The sequence below is a fragment of the Enterobacter sp. RHBSTW-01064 genome, from assembly GCF_014103035.1.
Lineage (GTDB): Bacteria > Pseudomonadota > Gammaproteobacteria > Enterobacterales > Enterobacteriaceae > Enterobacter > Enterobacter mori.
This window is the reverse complement of the sequence record NZ_JABXOU010000004.1, coordinates 156,409-176,055: the sequence shown is the minus strand read 5'-3', so window position 1 is coordinate 176,055 and position 19,647 is coordinate 156,409. Positions and strand designations below refer to the sequence as shown.

Sequence of the window (19,647 nt, the reverse complement as noted above, 5' to 3'; positions counted from 1 at the left end):
ATGTTTAAACGCGTTTTTCAGCCCTGACTCAGGGTAACGTCAACGAAAAACCGGGCTTCTCGCCCGGTTTTCTATCTTACGACCAGTACCGGACATTTCGCATGCCGCACCACTGCCGCCGCGTTCGAACCCAACAGATACGTCGATATGTCAGGTTTGTGGGAAGCGATGATAATCAGGTCGGCAGCGATCGTGTCAGCGAGCTTAAGGATTTGATCCTTAGGGGAGCCCGTCACGGCGTGAGTCTGTATCTTGTCTGCAGGAATTTTGAATTGTTTAACGATTTCATCCAGTTTTGCCAGGGCCGCGTGCTGGAAATCTTTTAGCTTCGGCATTTCCACGGAGTAGGCCAAACCTAATGATGAATAATAAGGAAGCGATGGAATAACAGTAAGAAAGTGGACTTTGGCCGTATTCAGTGCTGTATGTGCCTGAACGAAAGGAATAACCATGTGCGTCAGGCTATCCTCCGAAATATCAATTGGAACCAAAATTGAGTTGTACATGTGTCCCTCCTGAGTGTTTTTCACACAATTCAGGTTAGACCGTTAATTGCAGGAAAACAGAGAGCAAGCTGACATAACGGGTACAAAGATCGCGTAAGGTTCGGAAAGAATGTTTTTTAAGGCGTCATCTGCTTTTCAAAAATACCCGGTATACTACATCTCCTTTTTTACAGGCGATAACAGACAAGGCAGGAAGTATGTCTCTTCGTTCGCTGCGGGCGTTATGCCTGACAAGTTTTTTCATTGCCGATGTCCGTGATGGCCTCGGTCCTTTTCTCGGCATCTTTCTGACTGAACGCCACTGGACCCCCGATGGTATCGGCATCCTGATGACGGCCGGTGGGCTGGCGGGGTTGCTGGCCACGCTTCCGGCTGGGTTTATCACCGATACCTCCCGGAACAAGCGCTCCGTGCTGGCACTGGTCTGCACCCTGATTACCCTGAGCTCGTTGCTGCTCTGGTTTAGCCAGCAAACTGGCGTTGTCGCCGCTTCGCAAATGGTCACCGGCATCTGCGCGGCGTTTGTGGGGCCGCTGATTGCCGGGATTACGCTGGGCCTGACCGGTCAGGGCGGGTTCAGCGCGCAGATGGGGAAAAACGAGGCGTTTAATCACGCGGGTAATTTCATGACCGCACTGATAGCAGGCGGAATTGCCTGGTACTGGGGCGTCGGGGGGATTTTCCTGCTAATGACCTGTACAACGCTGCTCACGCTCTGCGCGCTGCTTGCCATCTGCAACGGAGACATCGACAACGACGCGGCGCGAGGACTCTCCTCTTCAGCGAACCTGCCAGTGCCCGGTTTTGCGGTGCTGATTAAAAACCGCGCACTATTTGTGACCGGACTGACGCTACTGCTGTTCCACCTTGCGAACGCTGCGCTTCTGCCGATGCTGAGCATGAGGGTTGCTGCGGCACCCGCCTCGATCAACCCCGGTTTGTATGCCGCAGGTACCGTCATTATCTCTCAGGCCGTGATGATCCCCGTCGCACTTTGGGTCGCAGGCCGAATTGAACGCTACGGCTACTGGCGCTTAATTATGCTGGCGCTGCTGGTCATGCCGGTGCGCGCTGCGCTGGCGGCGTTTACGGACGCGCCGCTGATGATGATCCCGGTACAAATCCTCGACGGTCTGGCTGCCGGGATCCTGGGCGTCGTGGTACCGTCGTTTATTGTGGTGCTTTTGCGCGGGAGCGGGCACGTCAATGCCGGGCAGAGTGTGGTGATGCTGATGCAGGGGGTTGGGGCATCCATGAGCCCGGCGTTAACCGGGACGATCGCCGGTCATTACTCGTTTGCGACGGCATTCAGTGTACTGAGCGCGATTGCCCTTGTTGCCGTCCTGCTCTGGTGGCGATGTGCTCACCGGACCTGGGAAATACCTGCGCCGGGTGAGGCATAGCCGCCACCCGGCGAAAGGTTTAAACCAGCTCGTTAGGGCAGGCTTCACCTTTTTCCAGCTGCTGCAGGTTACCCAGCGTGGTTTCTGAAATGCTGATCAGCGCTTCGGCAGTCAGAAACGCCTGGTGTCCGGTAAACAGCACGTTATGGCAGGCAGACAGGCGGCGGAACACGTCGTCCTGGATCACGTCGTTGGACTTGTCTTCAAAGAAGAGGTCGCGTTCGTTCTCATACACGTCCATGCCCAGCGCGCCAATTTTCTGGGTCTTCAGCGCTTCGATAGCGGCCTGAGAGTCAACCAGTCCGCCGCGGCTGGTGTTGATGATCATCACGCCATCTTTCATCTGGTCAAACGCCGCCTGGTTAAGCAGGTGGTAGTTTTCCGGCGTCAGCGGGCAGTGCAGGGAGATCACGTCAGACTGGGAGAACAGCGTCGCCAGGTCAACATACTCCACGCCCAAATCCAGCGCGGCTGCGCTTGGGTACGGATCAAATGCCAGCAGGCGCATACCAAAGCCTTTCAGGATCCTCAGGGCAGCGACGCCAATTTTGCCGGTACCGATAACGCCAGCGGTTTTCCCGTACATGGTAAAGCCCGTCAGGCCTTCCAGCGAGAAGTTGGCATCACGGGTGCGCTGATAAGCGCGGTGAATACGTCGGTTCAGGGACATCATCATGCCGATGGCATGTTCCGCGACCGCTTCCGGGGAGTATGCCGGAACGCGTACCACCCTCAGACCCAGCTCCTTCGCCGCGTCGAGGTCCACATTATTGAAGCCTGCACAACGCAGGGCGATATACTTCACCCCCTGCTTTTTCAGCTCTTCCAGCACCGGACGACTGCCATCATCATTCACAAAAATGCAGACGCCTTCACAGCCGTGCGCCGTTTTGGCGGTTTTTTCGGACAGCAGAAAGTCGAAAAATTCAAGCTCAAACCCGTAAGCCTCGTTAACATGTTGCAGATACTTTTTGTCGTACTGCTTTGTGCTATATACCGCGAGTTTCATAAGACTTTCTCCAGTGATTTTGCATTCACGTTAGCATGATTAAAATAATCTTACAATTTCTAAAATATTATTGAATTCAATAAGTTCTATCAATTATTCTAGAGCATCTATCCTTAAAAAAGGCATTCACTTCAACTGACTGGCTAAACATGCGACAATGATCGGCAATGTCGGCTTAATTCTTTCGCTAAATCAGGATATTAACTGCCCATGAAGGGTAAATACAAAGCCGCGATTGCGCTTTTACTGCTGTTGATTTTGGTGCCGCTGACGCTGCTGATGACGCTCGCCCAGTGGGTGCCAACGCTCGCCGGGATCTGGCTCCCCGTCGGAACGCGTATCGCTTTCGAGGAAAGCCCAAAACTCACCCGTCACGCGCTAGTGATCCCCGATCTTCGTTATCTGGTGGATGAGTGTGAAATTGCGCGTATCGATAACGTGACGTTGTCACACCCAAGCCGCTGGAAGCTTGATGTAGGCACCCTTGAGCTTAACTCCGTCTGCCTCAGCAAACTCCCTCAATCTGCGCCGTCGACGGTCGCACCCAAAACGCTGGCCCAGTGGCAGGCAGTGTTACCGAATACCTGGCTGACGGTGCATCGTCTTTCTCTTGCCCCCTGGCAGCAGTGGGAGGGCGAACTTCATGCGTCACTCACTCCCGCCAGTCAGGAAATTACCTATAAAGGCGAGCAGGTCAGCATTAAAGGCCAGCTACGCGGACAAAATCTCTCTGTCAGTCAGTTCGATATTCGCCTTCCAGACCAGGCGCAGCCTGTCAAACTGGTCGGGAAATTTACCCTGCCGCTGGTGCCGGACGGAGTACCGGTGAAAGGGCACGCCGTTGCCACCTTTAACGTGCCACAGTTGACCTCTCTGGTCGATGCCGATCTGGACTGGGAAGACAATCAGGGGCAACTGGTGGTGATGGCGCGGGACAATCCCGATCCGCTGCTCGACCTGCCGTGGCAGATTACAGCCGAACAGCTGAATATCAGCGACGGGCGCTGGAACTGGGGGCTGTCCGGCCTGCCGCTGAGCGGGCGGGTTGGCCTGCGTATTGATAACTGGCAGCAGGGGCTGGAAAAAGCCACCGTTTCCGGACGACTGAATGTGCTCACGCAGGGCGATGCGGGCAAAGGTAATGCGGTGCTGAATATCGGCCCGGGTTCGCTTAGCATGGAAAACAGCGATATGCCGCTGTATTTGAGCGGCGAGGCGAAACAAAACGATCTTATTCTCTACGCCAAACTCCCGGCCAAACTGACCGGAAGCCTCAACGATCCGCAGCTTTCCTTTGAACCCGGCGCGCTGCTGCGTTCGCGCGGTCGCATTATCGATTCGCTGGATATTGATGAAATCCGCTGGCCGCTGGCGGGCGTGAAGCTCACGCAAAAAGGCGTAGATGGCCGACTTCAGGCCATTCTGCGCGCGCATGAAAATGAAATGGGCGATTTCGAACTGCACCTGGACGGTCAGGCCAACGACTTTTTACCTGATAATGGCCTGTGGCAGTGGCGCTACTGGGGAAAAGGGAGCTTTACGCCTATGCACGCGCGCTGGGATGTCGCCGGTAAAGGCGAGTGGCGCGACGCGCTTATTGAGCTAACCGAACTCTCGACCGGATTCGACAAGCTCCAGTACGGCACCATGACGGTAGGTGAACCGCGCCTGGTTCTGGAAACCCCCGTTCGCTGGAATCGCGATCCGGCCAAACCCTCCTTTAGCGGCGCTCTGGCGCTGAATGCCGGACAAACCACGTTCTCCGGCGGAAGCGTACTGCCGCCCTCGGTTCTGACCTTCAGCGTCGACGGCACCGACCCGACTATTTTCCAGTTTAAGGGCGATCTCCACGCCGACAAAATTGGTCCGGTACAGGTCAATGGACGCTGGGACGGCGAACGCCTTCGTGGTCAGGCCTGGTGGCCGAAACAGTCGCTCACCGTGTTCCAGCCGCTGATCCCACCCGACTGGAAAATGACGCTGCACGACGGCGAACTGTATGCGCAGGTGGCCTTCTCGGCTGCGGCCGGTCAGGGCTTTGAGGCGGGCGGACACGGGGTGCTGAAATCCGGCAGCGTCTGGATGCCGGATAACCAGATTAACGGTATCGACTTTGTCCTGCCGTTCCGTTTTAGTGAAGGCACATGGTCGCTGGGTACGCGAGGGCCGGTCACGTTGCGTATTGGCGAGGTGCAAAACCTGGTCACGGCGAGGAATATCACCGCGGATTTGCAGGGGGACTACCCCTGGAGCGAGGAGAACCCGCTGTTGCTCACCAACGTCAAGGTTGAGGTACTGGGCGGGAAAATCACCATGCAGCAGTTGAGGATGCCGCAGCACGATCCGGCACTGCTGCGCGTGGACAATATCTCGTCCAGCGAGCTGGTAAGCGCCGTCAATCCGAAACAGTTTGCGATGTCCGGGCCGGTCAGCGGCGCGCTACCGTTCTGGCTGGACAATGAAAAATGGATCATCAAAGATGGCTGGCTGACCAATCCGGGGCCGATGACGCTGCGTCTCGACAAAGACACGGCTGATGCCATTGTGAAAGACAATATGGTCGCAGGGGCGGCGATTAACTGGTTACGCTATATGGAAATTTCCCAATCGTGGACAAAACTCAATGTAGATAATCTGGGTGTATTAACGCTGAAGGCGACCATTAAAGGCACCAGCCGCGTTGATGGCAAAAGCAGCTCCGTGAACCTGAATTACACCCACGAAGAGAACGTATTTACCCTCTGGCGCAGCCTGCGCTTTGGGGACAACCTGCAAACATGGTTTGAGCAACATGCGGCGATACCGGGTCTCCGCAGTTCGACGGGCAAGGAAAGTGAGGAACAACAATGAAAAAGATGGCTGGTGTGCTCACCGTTGCCGTTGCCGCGCTGATGACAGGCTGTACGCCGCGCATTGAAGTCGCTGCGCCAAAGGAGCCGATTACCATCAACATGAACGTCAAAATCGAACACGAGATCCATATTAAGGTCGATAAAGACGTTGAAACCCTGCTGAAATCGCGCAGCGATCTGTTCTGAGGACGCCATGAAACGAACGTTAGCTCTCATTTTACTGGCGCTGGGAATGCACGTGCAGGCGGCAACCCTTACCCTGAATGACGCCCGTGCGCAGGGGCGCGTGGGAGAAACCCTGAGCGGCTATATTGCGCCAATCGAACACGATGCCGAAACGCTGGCGCTGGTTAGCCGCATTAACGCGGCGCGCACGGAAAGCTATCAGAAGCTGGCCGACAGCAATAACTTGCCTGTAGATGAAGTGGCAAAAATGGCGGGGCAAAAGCTGGTTGACCGCGCGCAGCCGGGGGAATATGTGAAGGGTATAAACGGTAAATGGCTGAAGAAGTGATCAGCGGAAGCGCTTGCGATACTCTCCCGGAGACACGCCAAAACGCTGCTTAAATGCCGTCGAAAAATGGCTGTGATCGGCAAAGCCCCAGCTGTAGCCGATCCCCGCCAGCTTTTCATCATCGCTGGCGGAGCGCAACACCTGCGCGCAAAGGTCCAGGCGGCGGTTTTTGATGTACTGCGCCACGACCAGCCCCTTATCGGCAAACATGCGGTACAGGCTACGTACCGACATCCCGCTCTCTGTAGCAATCCACTCCGGCCGCAGGGCATCAGACTGAATATGATCGTCAATCAGCGAGAGGACGTGCTGGAACTGGCGTTCCTTTCGCGGCTGGACGACGTCACGTTGCTGAAAGGCCGGGCGGAGCAGGCAGACCATTGCCTCCAGCGCCGCTTCGCTCTCCCTGTCGCTCAGCGCCGCATTTCCCATACTCTCCTGCAACAGGCGATGGCTCAGCTGTACGGTCGGCAGGCTACGCGAAAGCGTCAGCGCGCAGCTCACCTCCTGAAAACGACACTGCTGCTCAATGATTTGACGCGGCACGAGGAGTGAAATCTGGCGGGATTTATCTTGCCAGGAGATGGAGCAGGGGCGCGACGCGTCGATGAGCGTGATATCGCCGGTATGGAGAATAGAACGTCGGTCATCCTGTTCAATCTCTGCACCGCCTTCAAGCTGAAACACGGCGTAGAACCAGGCATCGTTACTGTTTTTAATTTCCCGACGGGTACGGAAGAGGTTGACGTTGCCTGCGGTCACGGTGCTGAGCTTCAGGCTTCTTGCGTAGCTGGTTTCCAGTTCGCCAATGAATGTGCCCTCTAACGGGCGAGCGTCAAACCGTCCGCAAACCTGGTTAATTTGCGCCAGCCACTGCTGATACTTTTCCTGTTCGCTCGCACATGCCATCGTTTATCTCGCCGCACCGTCAATGTTTTTGCATTGTTGCATTTGTGTTGCAATTTGTCAGAGCCATGAGGCTGACTATAGGAAAGAACACTCACTGGTAACAGCGTTATAAGCGGTAATTATCATGTTTTGCGGAGCCTGTCACAGGTGGCAAAGCGAATGTCACACAGACAAAAGCGGGAATGCGAAACCCTTCGTAGACTGCATTAACACCCTGAGAAGAATAACGAAGGAGTACCCTATGTCTGAGTCACAGGTAGCCGTCCTGCCCGAGGTCCAGCGTTTTATGGATCGCCACCACGGCTTGTGGATTGAAGGGCGTCAGGTGGCGTCCGATAGCGAAAAGCGCCTGAACGTCTACAACCCGGCGACGGGAGAGGTGATTGCCTCAACCGCGGATGCCAGCGTCGATGATGTGGATCGTGCGGTGATGTCCGGCTGGCGGGCCTTTGTCGCCCGCAGCTGGGCAGGAAAACTTCCGGCAGAGCGTGAACGCATCTTGCTGCGTTTTGCCGATCTGGTCGAACAGCACAGCGAGGAGCTGGCGCAGCTGGAAACGCTGGAGCAGGGGAAGTCGATCAACATTTCCCGCGCCTTCGAAGTGGGCTGTACCCTGAACTGGATGCGCTATACCGCCGGGCTGACCACCAAGATTGCGGGGAAAACCCTCGATCTCTCCATTCCGTTGCCTCAGGGCGCGCGCTATCAGGCGTGGACGCGCAAAGAGCCGGTTGGCGTGGTAGCCGGGATTGTGCCGTGGAACTTCCCGCTGATGATTGGCATGTGGAAAGTGATGCCTGCGCTGGCGGCGGGCTGTTCCATCGTGATTAAACCTTCAGAGACCACGCCGCTCACCTTGCTGCGCGTTGCGGAGTTAGCGAGTGAGGCGGGTATTCCGGATGGCGTGTTCAACGTGGTGACCGGGAGCGGCGCGGTATGTGGCGCCGCGTTAACCTCGCATCCGCATATTGCGAAAGTGAGTTTCACCGGCTCGACCGCGACGGGAAAACAGATTGCGCGCGCGGCGGCGGATACGTTGACGGGCGTTACTCTGGAGCTGGGCGGCAAAAACCCGGCCATCGTGTTAAAAGATGCAGACCCGGCGTGGGTGATCGAAGGCCTGATGACCGGCAGCTTCCTGAATCAGGGGCAGGTCTGCGCGGCAAGCTCGCGTATCTACATTGAAGCGCCGCTGTTCGACACGCTGGTGAGCGGGTTTGAGCAGGCGGTGAAATCCCTGAGCGTCGGGCCGGGCATGTCGCCGGAGGCGTTTATCAACCCGCTGGTGTCGCGCGCGCACTGCGACAAGGTGCAAACTTTCCTGGATGAGGCGACAGCACGCAACGCAGAGCTTATTACCGGCAACCGCGGCCCGGATGGCAAAGGGTATTACGTATCGCCGACGCTGGTGGTGAACCCGGATGCCGCGCTGCGACTGACCCGCGAAGAGGTGTTTGGCCCGGTGGTCAACCTGGTGCGCGTATCCGACGGGGAAGAGGCGCTCCAGCTGGCAAACGACACCGAATATGGCCTGACGGCCAGCGTCTGGACGCAGAACATCAGCAAGGCGCTGGAATACACTGACAGGCTGCAGGCGGGCACCGTGTGGGTGAACAGCCATACGCTGATCGACGCTAACCTGCCGTTCGGCGGCATGAAGCAGTCCGGTACCGGACGTGACTTCGGCCCGGACTGGCTGGACGGCTGGTGTGAAACCAAATCGGTGTGCGTGCGCTATTAAAAAACAAGCCGGGTGGCGGCTACGCCTTACCCGGCCTACGGTGCGAGTCGTTGTAGGCCGGGTAAGCGCAGCGCCACCCGGCTTCTATTTAAAGCGACCACCGATCCCGCCCGGCCTCTTTTGCCCGGTACAGCGCGGCATCGGCACGAGCGATGATCTCGGTGCCGGCCAGCCCCTCCGCCATGCTCGCAATCCCCATGCTTACGGTTACATGGTCGCTGACCGTAGAGGTGCCGTGCGGTATGGCTTCCGTACACAGGCCGTCCTGAATACGCAGGGCAACCTTTTCCGCGATGTTTGCCGGGCAGTTAAACAGGATCACCACAAACTCCTCGCCACCATAGCGTGACACCACATCTTCAGGGGTTCGCACCGATTTCTTAAGCACCTCCGCCACGCGTGTGAGGCATTCGTCACCCGCCTGATGGCCATAGGTATCGTTGTAGAGCTTGAAGTAATCGATATCCAGCATAATCACCGAGAAGGTTTTTTTCTGCTCTACCGCGTTTTCCAGCACCACTTCCATTTTCCGGCGATTAGCAGTTTTGGTTAATGGATCCTGATGCGCCAGCGCATCCAGTCTGGAGATCAGCAGCTGGTTTTGCTGGTTACGTCGCCAGGCTTCGTCAAACCAGCTCAACAGGATGAAACGCCCGCAGATCAGGATCAGCGTAAAGACGCTCCAGATAATAATGAAGTGAAGGTTGAGACCATCGTTTCGTACCCAGCTTGCTATCGGCAGGGTGATCCAGAGCGGCAGCACAAAGGCGAGCAACCCTTTAGGGTAAAAATAGAGCGCCGTTAAGCCGGAGAGTAATAAAATGACGCACAGCGGCCAGACGTGCGGGAGCAGCAGATGGGTGATAAACCAGAAACAGGAGACCGACCAGATGGCGCTACAAATAAACAACACCACACTGATACCGGCGATGCGCCGCCAGGCCATGAGGATCAGCGCAGCTGAGAGGAGGGTTATGCCCACCATGGAGGCATCGACTATTTTCGTCAGCTGCGGTGAGTGGGGATAAAGGGGATCGCCGGCCTTAAGCAGAACGTGTCGCAGCAGAATCATCACCGCGAAGCTGATATTGACGAAGGCCAGCCATGGCAGGTTCATCGCCAGCCCATGCATGACCATGGCATGGCGCGTTGGCCAGGTTGCCCGTTCAAGTGTCGATTTTTTTCTTTTTTCCATTAACGCTTTTTACCCTTTCTGGCGAACACGTGAAGCAGGAAAGGGCGGACGAGCCGCCCTTTTGCGTGACCGTTACGGTGTCACAATGTTAAACCAGAAATCAAATTTATCCATATATCCAAGCATTGAATCCAGTTTAGCGCCGTCACCTGTGAGTTTCACGTCGCCGCTCTGTTCGGCCTGTTTGAGCGTCACCTCTTTGAGGATAATTTTGTTCAGCGTGTCGCGGTTAAGGGTGAGAGTAGCGTCTGCATCCTTCGCCTCCGCGTTTGCCGTGTGGTTCAGCACGCCGTTTTCCAGCTCGAGTTTGTATTTTCCGCCGTCGCTGCCAAGATCAATGTTAAACACGGATTTAGCCTCACCGGCTTTCTGACCGTTGATATGAACGGCAAGGTAGTCAAAGAACATCTCCGGCGTCATCGCCCGCACCGTATCCGGGCTGGCGGTATTCGGCGTTGGCCCTTTCACCACGCCGTTACGCAATTCCTGCGCGCCGGTCAGGTAGAAGTTACGCCACGGGCCGGATTCAGCCTGATAGCCAAGCTGTTCCAGCGCATCCGCTTCCAGGTTGCGCGCCGCCTGGTTGTTCGGATCGGCAAAGACCACTTTGCTTACCACCTGCGCCACCCAGCGGTAGTTCCCCTGGTCGAAGTCGGTTTTCGCCTTGCTCAGGATGGCATCCGCGCCGCCCATATACTCCACGAATTTCTTCGCGCCTTCTTCTGGCGGCAGTTCATCCAGCGTCGCCGGGTTGCCGTCAAACCAGCCCAGATACAGCACATAGATGGCTTTTACGTCATGGCTCACCGAACCGTAATAGCCGCGGTTAGCCCAGGTATGCGCCAGTGAATCCGGGAGCTTGAAGTTAGCGGCGATCTCGTCGCGCGTCAGCCCTTCATTCGCCATACGCAGCGTCTGGTCGTTGATGTAACGATAGAGGTCACGCTGGCTTTTCAGCAGCTTAACCACGTTTTCATTACCCCAGGTCGGCCAGTGGTGTTGTGCCATGATGATTTCGGCTTTGTCACCCCAGCGTACAATCGCCTGGTTGATGTATTTCGACCACGGCAGCGGCTCGCGGATTTTGGCCCCGCGCAGCGAGTAGGTGTTGTGCAGGGTATGGGTCACGTCCTCAGCGGATTCAATCAGTTTCTTCTCTTCGATATACCAGAGCATTTCGGATGGCGCTTCGGAGCCCGGCGCGAGCATAAAATCATAGGTCAGGCCGTCGATGACCTCTTTCTGACCATCTTTTTCGATGATGTTGGTCGGGGCAATCAGCGTCACCGTCCCGGCGGAGGTCGTTGTTCCAAGACCGGCGCCCACCTGACCTTTGGCATCGGGCTTCAGCAGGTTGCCATACATATAGCTGGCGCGGCGGCTCATGACGTTACCCGCCATGATGTTCTCGGCAACGGCCGCTTCCATAAATCCGGCAGGCGCGTAGATTTTCACCTTGCCGGACTTCACGTCGGCTTCATCCACCACGCCGCGCACGCCGCCATAGTGGTCAACGTGGCTGTGGGTATAAATAATGGCGACGACCGGTTTCTTGCCGCGATTTTTAAAATAGAGATCCATCCCGACCTTCGCCGTTTCTGCCGACACCAGCGGGTCAACCACGGTAATACCTTCTTTCCCTTCAATGATGGTCATATTCGACAGGTCAAGATTTCGGATCTGATATACGCCATCGGTCACTTCAAACAGGCCGCTAATATTAATCAGCTGAGATTGACGCCATAAGCTGGGATTAACGGAGTCTGGTGCTTTATCGCCTTCTTTAATAAACGAATATTGCTGTGGATCCCAGATAACATTGCCTTGTTCCCCTTTGATAATGTCCTGAGGAAGCGGCGCAATAAAGCCTTTATGGGCGTCCGTGAAATCGGTATTGTCGGAGAAGGGAAGCTGATTAAACAGGGCGTTATTGGCTTGTTGCGTGGCGGCCGTGGCATCTTTCGGCGCTTCTGCGGCATACGCGGAGCTGACGGAAATAACAAGTCCAGCCAGAGCTAGACTCTTGACGATCAAATTGGATTTCATCCTAAAACCTCTCAATGATGTATTACGTCGCGTGTGAAAAATTTGCGTCCTGGCAGAAAGTGATTCAAAAAGTAAAATGAAAAAAATGAGGTAGAAATAACTATAATCGGGGAGTGGTATTCAGCAAGTAAATGGATGAAAAACCGGGCGTTGCGCCCGGTGCGTTATTTATTTCTGTTCGTCTTTCTTTTTCCCGAGCGTTGGCGTCTCGTCGAAGAAATTCCACGGTTTAAGCAGGGTATGCACCCATTCCGTCGGCATGATCGGCCACTCTTCCGCGCGGGCGACGTGGGTAGTCCCGGTGGTCATCCAGACCACGTCATCCTGGTCGTTGAGTGACTCGTTATCCTTGCTGTACTGCCCCAGCCCCGTATCGTGGATGGAGCGGTTCGGGAATTTGCCTTCCGGGTACAACTCATCAGGATGGTAGCGCGTCACCCACAGCTGTTTGTCCATAAAGCTCAGGCGATGGTAGATCCACTCGTCCGGGGCAAATTTCGCACCGCTTGCCACCGGGTGCGTACCGCCCGCGTAAGGGATAATCTGATACGAAACCGGGTTGCCCATGCGATTCTCTTTACTTGTGTTGCTCAGCAGCCGAATGGTGCCCGGGTCGAACTTCTGCGCCGCCTGCTGTTCGGTGTCAATGTCGTACTGATTCACCTGCATGGTGCTGGTGCGCGGGCCACCGGCGGTATTCGGCTTCACTTCCGGGTCCATCGCCACCAGCTTGTTGTTGATGCCGTCCACGTCCATATCCAGGCGGAAGTTGTAGATGTGCTGGTGCGTGGTGCCGACGATGTTATGGTCGATCAGCGTGCCGTATTTTGTGTCGTCTTTGGCGGTGGCATCATGCATGGTTTTCGCCTGAACGCCTTTTACCGCCTCGATACCCGTTGCACCGGCGTCAATGCCGATGGTGCCATTTTCATGGAACACCCAGTCGAAGATGTAATCGTAGTTGCCCACGGTACTTACCCAGCGCACCACCAGTTCACGACGTTCGGTGCTGACGTTCGGTTGGCCCATCTCCTGATGCTTATATTCCGGCCCCGCGTAGCGTTCGAAAATCGCAATCGCGCGCGGGATCTCCATCGGCACGCCGGTATAATCCGGGATGGTTTCATTGAGCATCACGGCGTTGGACGGCACGTCTTTACCGCGCACCAGCGGTGAGGTCAGGGTGCCCATACCGTAGTCGCCGGAGTCGAGATAGGCTTTAAAGTACCAGCCCACGTCCGGATCGCCGTAAGGGACGATCATGCCGCCGAGCGAACCCTGATACATCACCTGGCGCTTTTTGCCGTTGTCGTTATACGTAACGGTTGAAATCATCGGGCCCACGCGGGAGTCCAGGCTCAGGTGGAAATCCCAGTTCTGCCAGTGCACCATATCGCCGGTGATGGTGTAGTTCTTGCCTTCCGGCTCGACGATCTCCAGGGGTTTTTTCACCGTTTCAACCCGGTCGCGGCCGTCATACGGGCGCGGGGTGAGCGGAACCGGGATGACCGGGCCTTCTTCGATCTTCTGAATTTTCTTCTGCTCAAGATCGACAACCGCGACCAGGTTCTCAATCGGGTGCGCCCAGTAGTTGCCGTCGCCCACGTCCAGATAGCTCACCACCTTCAGCAGGCGATCTTCCTGCTTCAGGCCGTCCTTGCCGTCGAAATAGCCGACGGTCAGCGGGGTGGTAATCACTTTCTTCGTATTGGTGATATCGCGCTTTTTCAGCACTTCGGCAAACTCGGTGCTCTCGTTGATGATCTGCTGTACCGTGGCGAAGTCATCCAGCAGAACCATGCCGTGCGCGTCTTTTACCGGTTCCCAGCGCAGAATTTTTTTATCCTTCAGGTCCACCACGCTTTCGATAACGTGCTTGCCATCGAGCATGACGATCTTCGCCTGGCGAGGGGCATCGACTGCCGTACCGTTGAGCACAAAGTCCCACACTTTGGCTTTCTCCGGCTCTGCAAGGGCGATCTGGCTAAAGCGGGTATTGGGTTTAAAATCCGCTGAGGTTTTCACAATCTCAACGGCTTGCTTAATTTCGTCCGCCGTTAGCGCGTTTAACGGGTGAGGGCGTTTTTCAACCTGGAAGGTCCGATCGAGGCCTGACTGGAAAACATCGTTGATAAAGGTCTCAGAGATAAAGGCTTTTTTGCCTTTCATCACCACCGGTACCTCAAGCTTGAGGGTTTTACCGTTGACGATGGCGGTTTTTGCGCCCGGTTTGACCTTCACAAAGGCACCGTCTTTCGCAATGGTGAACATCTGTGCGTAATCATCCCACTGAACGTCCGCACCGAAGTCCTGCAGCGTTTTGTCCATCGGGACCATATGCGCCTCGCTGCCGTGGGCGAAAACAGGGGATTGCCAGGCGCAACACAGCGCAACGGCCATGGCCAGCGCCGTTCTACGGGCAGAAAAAGAAGAATTGCTTCCCATCGTAGACCTCATCTTGTTGTGTTTATTGTGTTGTGACAGCCTTATCCTGACAGGCCCATGAGAAAAGCGTTTGCCTGCATCTGCCAGTTTATTTGTCAGTCTTGCCAGGTTAAAAAAAGAGCGGGGCGGTGTCACACCCCGCTGGTCATCGTAGGCCGGGTAAGCATCGCGCCACCCGGCAGGAAAGGCGGTGAAGGGAAGGTGTCAGAAATCGCCCTGCTGGCGCGCCACCAGCGTCAGGATGGAGTAGAGCGCCACGGCCTGCTGGTGCTGGTTAAAGATCTCAACCGCCCATTCCACCACGCCGGTCGGTTTTTCCTCTGCGGTGCGCTGTTTCTTCAACGTTTTGCGCTTGCAGGTCAGACGCACCTGAATGGTATCGCCCGGCTTAACCGGCTCGATAAAGCGCAGGTTTTCCATGCCGTAGTTGGCAATGACTGGCCCGACACCCGCATCAACAAACAGTCCTGCAGCAGCGGAGATCAGGAAGTAGCCGTGCACCACGCGCTCGCCAAAGATCGACTCTGCCGCACCGATCTTATCCATATGGGCGTAGAAGTGGTCGCCGCTCAGGCAGGCAAAGTTCACAATGTCTGCTTCCGTGAGGGTGCGGCGCGGCGTCAGCAGGCTGTCGCCCGGCTGTAGCTCCTCAAAGTATTTGCGGAACGGATGCACGCGATCTTCCTGCACCGTTGCGCCCCGCACCCACTGTTTGCCAATCGCCGCCAGCATCGTCGGACTGCCCTGAATCGCGGTGCGCTGCAGGTAATGCTTCACCGCGCGCAGGCCGCCCAGCTCTTCGCCGCCGCCCGCGCGGCCCGGGCCACCGTGCACCAGCTGAGGCAGCGGGGAGCCGTGGCCGGTAGACTCTTTTGAGGATTCCTCGTTAAGGATCTGAATACGGCCGTGGGCGCGCGCCGCACCGGCAATAAACTGGCGGGCAATGTCCAGGTCTGCGGTGACCAGCGTACCCGCCAGGCTGCCGCCGCCCGCGCGGGCAAGCTGCATCGCGTGGCGTGCGTTGCGATACGGCATCAGCGTCGCAACCGGGCCGAAGGCTTCCGTCGCGTGGACGGCAGGGGTTTCATCCGGCTGCGGGCAGAACAGCAGGGTCGGTGGGAAGAACGCGCCCGCGGCCTGCAAACCCGCTTTGCCGCCCAGACGGATCTGGCAGCCTGCGGCGATCAGCTGCTCCACTTTCTCCTGCACGTCCGCGCGCTGTTCGGCGTTGACGAGCGCACCCATCTTCACCCCTTCCTGCGCCGGGTCGCCCACCACCACCTTTTCCAGACGGGCAATCAGCGCCTGGCTCACGGCGTCAACCTGGTTTTGCGGGACGATAATCCGGCGAATGGCCGTACATTTTTGTCCGGCTTTGGCGGTCATCTCGCGGACCACTTCCCGGATGAACAGGGCAAACTCCGGCTGTTCCGGCGTGACGTCTTCCCCCAGCACGCAGCAGTTCAGGGAGTCGGCCTCCATGGTGAACGGAATCGAATTCGCCACAATATTCGGGTGCACGCGCAGGCTTTGTCCGGTGCTGGCAGAGCCGGTAAAGGTCACCACGTCCTGGCTGTCGAGCTGGTTCAGCAGGTCACCCGCGCCGCCGCAGATCAGGCTGATGGCGCCGTCCGGCACCAGCCCGCTGTCCACGATGGATTTCACCATCGCCTGCGTCACCTGCGCGGTAGCGGTCGCGGGTTTGATGATGGCGGGCATCCCGGCAAGCCAGGTCGGTGCCAGCTTTTCCAGCATCCCCCAGCAGGGGAAGTTAAAGGCGTTGATGTGCACCGCCACGCCGGATTTCGAGGTCAGGACGTGGCGCGCCGCAAAGCCGCCTTCTTTCGACAGCGGGATTAACTCATCTTCCGGCCACAGCGTGTCGTCCGGCAGCTCGCGGCTGCCCAGGCTTGCGTAGGTGAAGAGGGTGCCGATGCCGCCTTCAATATCGACCCAGCTGTCCGCCTTCGTTGCGCCCGTCTGGGCCGACAGGGCATAGAACCTCTCTTTCTCGCCAAGCAGGTGCTTTGCCACCGCCCTCAGCATGGCAGCCCGTTCGATAAAGGTCATCTCGTGAAGCGCTTCACCGCCGCGCTCAATCGCATAGCGGCGGGCGTGCGCCATGTCCAGCCCTTCGCTGGTCACGCTCCACAGCGCTTCGCCACTGATGGCGTGATGAATAGTGCGTTCGCGGCCCCGGCCAGACTGCCAGGTACCGGACACGAAGCTGGCTAACTGCTGCATCGCTTATCTCCAAATGTTTCGTAATTTCACTATTAATAGTTTGATCGTGAATCATAAAAATCAAGCTGTGTTTTAATGAATTGTTAACGTTGTGATCTGGCTGGACGAATTGCATCGCGAAAAGGCGCTTGATGCGCGGCTTAAAGTAAAAGCCTTGCGAGCAACATCACAAAACCAGGAAACAACTCTTGGGGTTATATTTAACCTTTGTGTAACTTTTAAAAAACAAAGTGATTCAACATTACGCTTTTATTTGCAAACTAACGAATCATAAAGGTGATGACGTGACGCAAGAACAACGGTTTGAGCAGCGCATAGCGCAGGAGACGGCGATTGAGCCTCAGGACTGGATGCCTGACGCCTACCGTAAGACGTTGATCCGTCAGATTGGTCAGCATGCGCACTCCGAAATTGTCGGCATGCTGCCGGAAGGGAACTGGATCACCCGCGCGCCGACGCTGCGCCGAAAAGCGATCCTGCTGGCGAAAGTGCAGGACGAAGCCGGGCACGGGCTCTACCTCTACAGCGCGGCGGAAACGCTGGGCTGCGCGCGGGAAGACATCTACCAGAAGATGCTCGACGGCAGGATGAAATACTCCTCCATCTTCAACTATCCAACCCTGAGCTGGGCCGATATCGGCGTGATTGGCTGGCTGGTGGACGGCGCCGCTATCGTCAACCAGGTAGCCCTGTGCCGTACCTCTTACGGTCCGTATGCCCGTGCGATGGTGAAAATCTGTAAAGAAGAGAGCTTCCACCAGCGTCAGGGCTTTGAGGCCTGCATGGCGCTGGCGCAGGGCAGTGAGGCCCAGCGCCAGATGCTGCAGGACGCCATCAACCGCTTCTGGTGGCCAGCGCTGATGATGTTCGGGCCGAACGACGACAACTCGCCGAACAGCGCCCGCAGCCTGGCCTGGAAAATCAAACGCTTCGGCAATGACGAACTTCGCCAGCGCTTTGTCGATAACACGGTGCCGCAGGTGGAGATGCTGGGCATGACGGTGCCGGATCCCGACCTGCGTTTGGATGAAGAGATCGGCCACTACCGCTTCGGCGAGATCGACTGGCAGGAGTTTGACGAGGTCATTAACGGGCGCGGCATCTGCAACCACGAGCGCCTGGCCACGAAACGTAAAGCCTGGGAAGAGGGGGCGTGGGTGCGCGAAGCCGCACTGGCGCACGCGGAAAAACAGCGCGCCCGTCAGGCCGCATAAGAGGAAATAACCATGAGCAATGTCTACTGGCCGCTGTACGAAGTGTTCGTACGCAGCAAACAAGGGTTGTCCCACCGTCACGTGGGCAGCCTGCATGCCGCTGACGATCGCATGGCGCTGGAAAATGCGCGTGATGCCTACACCCGCCGCAGCGAAGGGTGTTCTATCTGGGTGGTAAAGGCGAGCGAGATTGTCGCCTCCCAGCCGGAAGAGAGCGGTGAGTTTTTCGACCCGGCGGAAAGCAAGGTTTACCGCCATCCGACGTTCTACACCATCCCTGACGGCATCGAGCATATGTGAGGCAAAGAATGAATTCAGTGACTGCCTATGCCCTGCGTCTGGGCGACAACGGTTTGGTGCTTTCCCAGCGTCTCGGCGCCTGGTGCGGCCACGCGCCGGAGCTGGAAATTGACCTCGCGCTCGCCAATATCGGTCTCGACCTGCTGGGCCAGGCGCGCAATTTCCTGACCTATGCCGCGGAGCAGGAAGGCCGGGGCGATGAAGACACGCTGGCGTTTGGCCGCGACGAGCGCCAGTTCCGCAACGTCCTGCTGGTGGAGCAGCCGAACGGCAGCTTCGCCGACACCCTTGCCCGCCAGTACCTGATGGATGCCTGGAACGTGGCGCTGTACGAACGCCTGACCCAAAGCAGCGATAGCCAGCTTGCCGCCATCGCCGCCAAAGCCATTAAAGAGGCGCGCTACCACCTGCGCTTCAGCCGCGGCTGGCTGGTGCGTCTGGGCGACGGGACCGAAGCGTCAGCGCAAAAAATGCAGCAGGCCATCGACAGCCTGTGGCGTTTTACGGCGGAGCTGTTTGAAGCCGACGAGGTCGAACTCGCGCTGATTGACGCCGGCGTGGCGGTTGACCCGCGCCTCCTGCGCCAGCCATGGGAAAGCGAAGTGTTTGCCGGTCTGAATGAAGCCTGCCTGCAGGTGCCCGCAGAGGTGGCGTACCGCACCGGGGGCAAGCAGGGGCTGCATACCGAACATCTGGGCCCGATGCTGGCGGAAATGCAGTACCTCCAGCGCGCGTATCCCGGTCAGCGGTGGTAAAGGAGAACGCTATGCAACGCCTCGTCGACATCGCGCCTGCGCAAATTCCGCAGATCTGGTCGCTGTTAAGCCAGATCCCGGACCCGGAAGTGCCGGTGTTAACCATCACCGATTTAGGCATGGTGCGCAGCGTGAAGGCGCAGGGTGAAGGCTGGGTCATTGGCTTCACGCCAACCTACTCGGGCTGTCCGGCAACGGAACACCTGCTGGGGGCGATCCGCGATGCGATGACCGCTCACGGCTTTACCCCGGTGCACATTGTGCTCCAGCTTGACCCCGCCTGGACCACAGACTGGATGACCGCCGACGCGCGCGAGCGCCTGCGGGCGTACGGCATCAGCCCGCCCGTGGGGCATAGCTGTCACGCGCACGCGCCTTTGGAGGTGAGCTGCCCGCGCTGCGCCAGCACCGACACCTCGCTTATCAGTGAATTTGGCTCGACGGCCTGCAAAGCGCTCTACCGCTGCAACACTTGCCGCGAGCCTTTCGACTATTTCAAATGTATTTGAGGCTG

At 57.2% G+C, this 19,647-nt stretch carries 16 protein-coding genes; 9 read left to right on the top strand and 7 right to left on the bottom strand.

The genetic code is table 11. From position 1 onward, the window contains the following. Positions 1–71: 71 nt before the first annotated feature. Positions 72–506: a universal stress protein UspF gene (gene uspF / locus HV355_RS13785; RefSeq protein WP_108416950.1), complete on the bottom strand. Its 435-nt coding sequence runs from the start codon at positions 504–506 to the stop codon at positions 72–74. Positions 507–703: 197 nt separating this feature from the next. Between uspF and HV355_RS13780 the strand changes: the two genes are divergently transcribed. Beyond that, on the top strand, positions 704–1,909 hold the full coding sequence (locus HV355_RS13780; protein ID WP_182402309.1) for an MFS transporter: 1,206 nt from the start codon (positions 704–706) through the stop codon (positions 1,907–1,909). A 19-nt stretch (positions 1,910–1,928) separates the two neighbouring features. On the opposite strand, the gene HV355_RS13775 is transcribed toward HV355_RS13780, so the two are convergent. Then, complete coding sequence (locus HV355_RS13775; RefSeq protein ID WP_182402307.1) at positions 1,929–2,918, bottom strand: 2-hydroxyacid dehydrogenase; 990 nt, start codon at positions 2,916–2,918, stop codon at positions 1,929–1,931. A 210-nt stretch (positions 2,919–3,128) separates the two neighbouring features. On the opposite strand from HV355_RS13775, the gene HV355_RS13770 reads away from it, so the two are divergent. The 3 genes from HV355_RS13770 to HV355_RS13760 are packed head-to-tail and all read left to right on the top strand — an operon-like array spanning position 3,129 to position 6,284. Next, on the top strand, positions 3,129–5,768 hold the full coding sequence (locus tag HV355_RS13770) for a YdbH family protein (RefSeq protein ID WP_182402305.1): 2,640 nt from the start codon (positions 3,129–3,131) through the stop codon (positions 5,766–5,768). After that, a complete protein-coding gene (locus HV355_RS13765) occupies positions 5,765–5,956 on the top strand; it encodes a YnbE family lipoprotein (protein ID WP_010430706.1) in 192 nt (63 codons plus the stop codon). The genes HV355_RS13770 and HV355_RS13765 overlap by 4 nt, the downstream gene beginning before the upstream one ends. A gap of 7 nt (positions 5,957–5,963) precedes the next feature. Beyond that, positions 5,964–6,284, top strand: a complete 321-nt coding sequence (locus tag HV355_RS13760) for a YdbL family protein (RefSeq protein WP_182402303.1) — start codon at positions 5,964–5,966, stop codon at positions 6,282–6,284. Here the strand turns inward: HV355_RS13760 and feaR are convergent, their stop codons facing one another. Beyond that, positions 6,285–7,193 (bottom strand): transcriptional regulator FeaR, encoded by a 909-nt coding sequence (feaR, locus tag HV355_RS13755; RefSeq protein WP_182402300.1) that lies wholly within the window; start codon positions 7,191–7,193, stop codon positions 6,285–6,287. It lies immediately after the preceding gene. 241 nt (positions 7,194–7,434) lie between these two features. Here feaR and HV355_RS13750 point away from each other — a divergent pair, with 241 nt between their 5' ends. Next, the gene (locus tag HV355_RS13750; RefSeq protein ID WP_182402298.1) at positions 7,435–8,934 is read left to right on the top strand and encodes an aldehyde dehydrogenase family protein; all 1,500 of its coding nucleotides are present in this window, start codon (positions 7,435–7,437) and stop codon (positions 8,932–8,934) included. Positions 8,935–9,022: 88 nt separating this feature from the next. On the opposite strand, the gene HV355_RS13745 is transcribed toward HV355_RS13750, so the two are convergent. From HV355_RS13745 to paaZ, 4 genes are all read right to left on the bottom strand, one after another. Then, positions 9,023–10,129, bottom strand: a complete 1,107-nt coding sequence (locus HV355_RS13745) for a GGDEF domain-containing protein (protein ID WP_182402296.1) — start codon at positions 10,127–10,129, stop codon at positions 9,023–9,025. A gap of 72 nt (positions 10,130–10,201) precedes the next feature. Next, positions 10,202–12,175 (bottom strand): alkyl sulfatase dimerization domain-containing protein, encoded by a 1,974-nt coding sequence (locus tag HV355_RS13740; protein WP_182402294.1) that lies wholly within the window; start codon positions 12,173–12,175, stop codon positions 10,202–10,204. 168 nt (positions 12,176–12,343) lie between these two features. Then, positions 12,344–14,620 carry a primary-amine oxidase gene (gene tynA, locus HV355_RS13735; RefSeq protein WP_182402292.1) on the bottom strand — a complete coding sequence of 759 codons (2,277 nt, stop codon included), beginning with the start codon at positions 14,618–14,620 and terminating at the stop codon, positions 12,344–12,346. A gap of 204 nt (positions 14,621–14,824) precedes the next feature. Next, the gene (paaZ, locus tag HV355_RS13730; protein ID WP_182402290.1) at positions 14,825–16,864 is read right to left on the bottom strand and encodes a phenylacetic acid degradation bifunctional protein PaaZ; all 2,040 of its coding nucleotides are present in this window, start codon (positions 16,862–16,864) and stop codon (positions 14,825–14,827) included. 284 nt (positions 16,865–17,148) lie between these two features. On the opposite strand from paaZ, the gene paaA reads away from it, so the two are divergent. The 4 genes from paaA to paaD are packed head-to-tail and all read left to right on the top strand — an operon-like array spanning position 17,149 to position 19,642. Then, positions 17,149–18,078, top strand: a complete 930-nt coding sequence (paaA, locus tag HV355_RS13725; protein ID WP_346010239.1) for a 1,2-phenylacetyl-CoA epoxidase subunit PaaA — start codon at positions 17,149–17,151, stop codon at positions 18,076–18,078. A 12-nt stretch (positions 18,079–18,090) separates the two neighbouring features. Continuing rightward, complete coding sequence (gene paaB, locus HV355_RS13720) at positions 18,091–18,378, top strand: 1,2-phenylacetyl-CoA epoxidase subunit PaaB (protein ID WP_003857353.1); 288 nt, start codon at positions 18,091–18,093, stop codon at positions 18,376–18,378. A gap of 8 nt (positions 18,379–18,386) precedes the next feature. Beyond that, positions 18,387–19,133, top strand: coding sequence for a 1,2-phenylacetyl-CoA epoxidase subunit PaaC (gene paaC / locus HV355_RS13715; RefSeq protein ID WP_182402288.1), 747 nt, complete (start codon positions 18,387–18,389; stop codon positions 19,131–19,133). An 11-nt stretch (positions 19,134–19,144) separates the two neighbouring features. Continuing rightward, entirely contained in the window at positions 19,145–19,642 is a 498-nt protein-coding gene (gene paaD, locus HV355_RS13710; protein WP_120158057.1) for a 1,2-phenylacetyl-CoA epoxidase subunit PaaD, read from the top strand. Positions 19,643–19,647: the final 5 nt, after the last annotated feature.

Coding starts and splice junctions, on each gene's coding strand:
- uspF (WP_108416950.1), bottom strand. CDS start 506: ATGTACAACTCAATTTTGGTTCCAATTGATATTTCGGAGGATAGCCTG.
- tynA (WP_182402292.1), bottom strand. CDS start 14,620: ATGGGAAGCAATTCTTCTTTTTCTGCCCGTAGAACGGCGCTGGCCATG.
- HV355_RS13745 (WP_182402296.1), bottom strand. CDS start 10,129: ATGGAAAAAAGAAAAAAATCGACACTTGAACGGGCAACCTGGCCAACG.
- paaZ (WP_182402290.1), bottom strand. CDS start 16,864: ATGCAGCAGTTAGCCAGCTTCGTGTCCGGTACCTGGCAGTCTGGCCGG.
- HV355_RS13760 (WP_182402303.1), top strand. CDS start 5,964: ATGAAACGAACGTTAGCTCTCATTTTACTGGCGCTGGGAATGCACGTG.
- HV355_RS13770 (WP_182402305.1), top strand. CDS start 3,129: ATGAAGGGTAAATACAAAGCCGCGATTGCGCTTTTACTGCTGTTGATT.
- HV355_RS13740 (WP_182402294.1), bottom strand. CDS start 12,175: ATGAAATCCAATTTGATCGTCAAGAGTCTAGCTCTGGCTGGACTTGTT.
- HV355_RS13780 (WP_182402309.1), top strand. CDS start 704: ATGTCTCTTCGTTCGCTGCGGGCGTTATGCCTGACAAGTTTTTTCATT.
- feaR (WP_182402300.1), bottom strand. CDS start 7,193: ATGGCATGTGCGAGCGAACAGGAAAAGTATCAGCAGTGGCTGGCGCAA.
- paaC (WP_182402288.1), top strand. CDS start 18,387: ATGAATTCAGTGACTGCCTATGCCCTGCGTCTGGGCGACAACGGTTTG.
- HV355_RS13765 (WP_010430706.1), top strand. CDS start 5,765: ATGAAAAAGATGGCTGGTGTGCTCACCGTTGCCGTTGCCGCGCTGATG.
- paaB (WP_003857353.1), top strand. CDS start 18,091: ATGAGCAATGTCTACTGGCCGCTGTACGAAGTGTTCGTACGCAGCAAA.
- paaD (WP_120158057.1), top strand. CDS start 19,145: ATGCAACGCCTCGTCGACATCGCGCCTGCGCAAATTCCGCAGATCTGG.
- HV355_RS13750 (WP_182402298.1), top strand. CDS start 7,435: ATGTCTGAGTCACAGGTAGCCGTCCTGCCCGAGGTCCAGCGTTTTATG.
- HV355_RS13775 (WP_182402307.1), bottom strand. CDS start 2,918: ATGAAACTCGCGGTATATAGCACAAAGCAGTACGACAAAAAGTATCTG.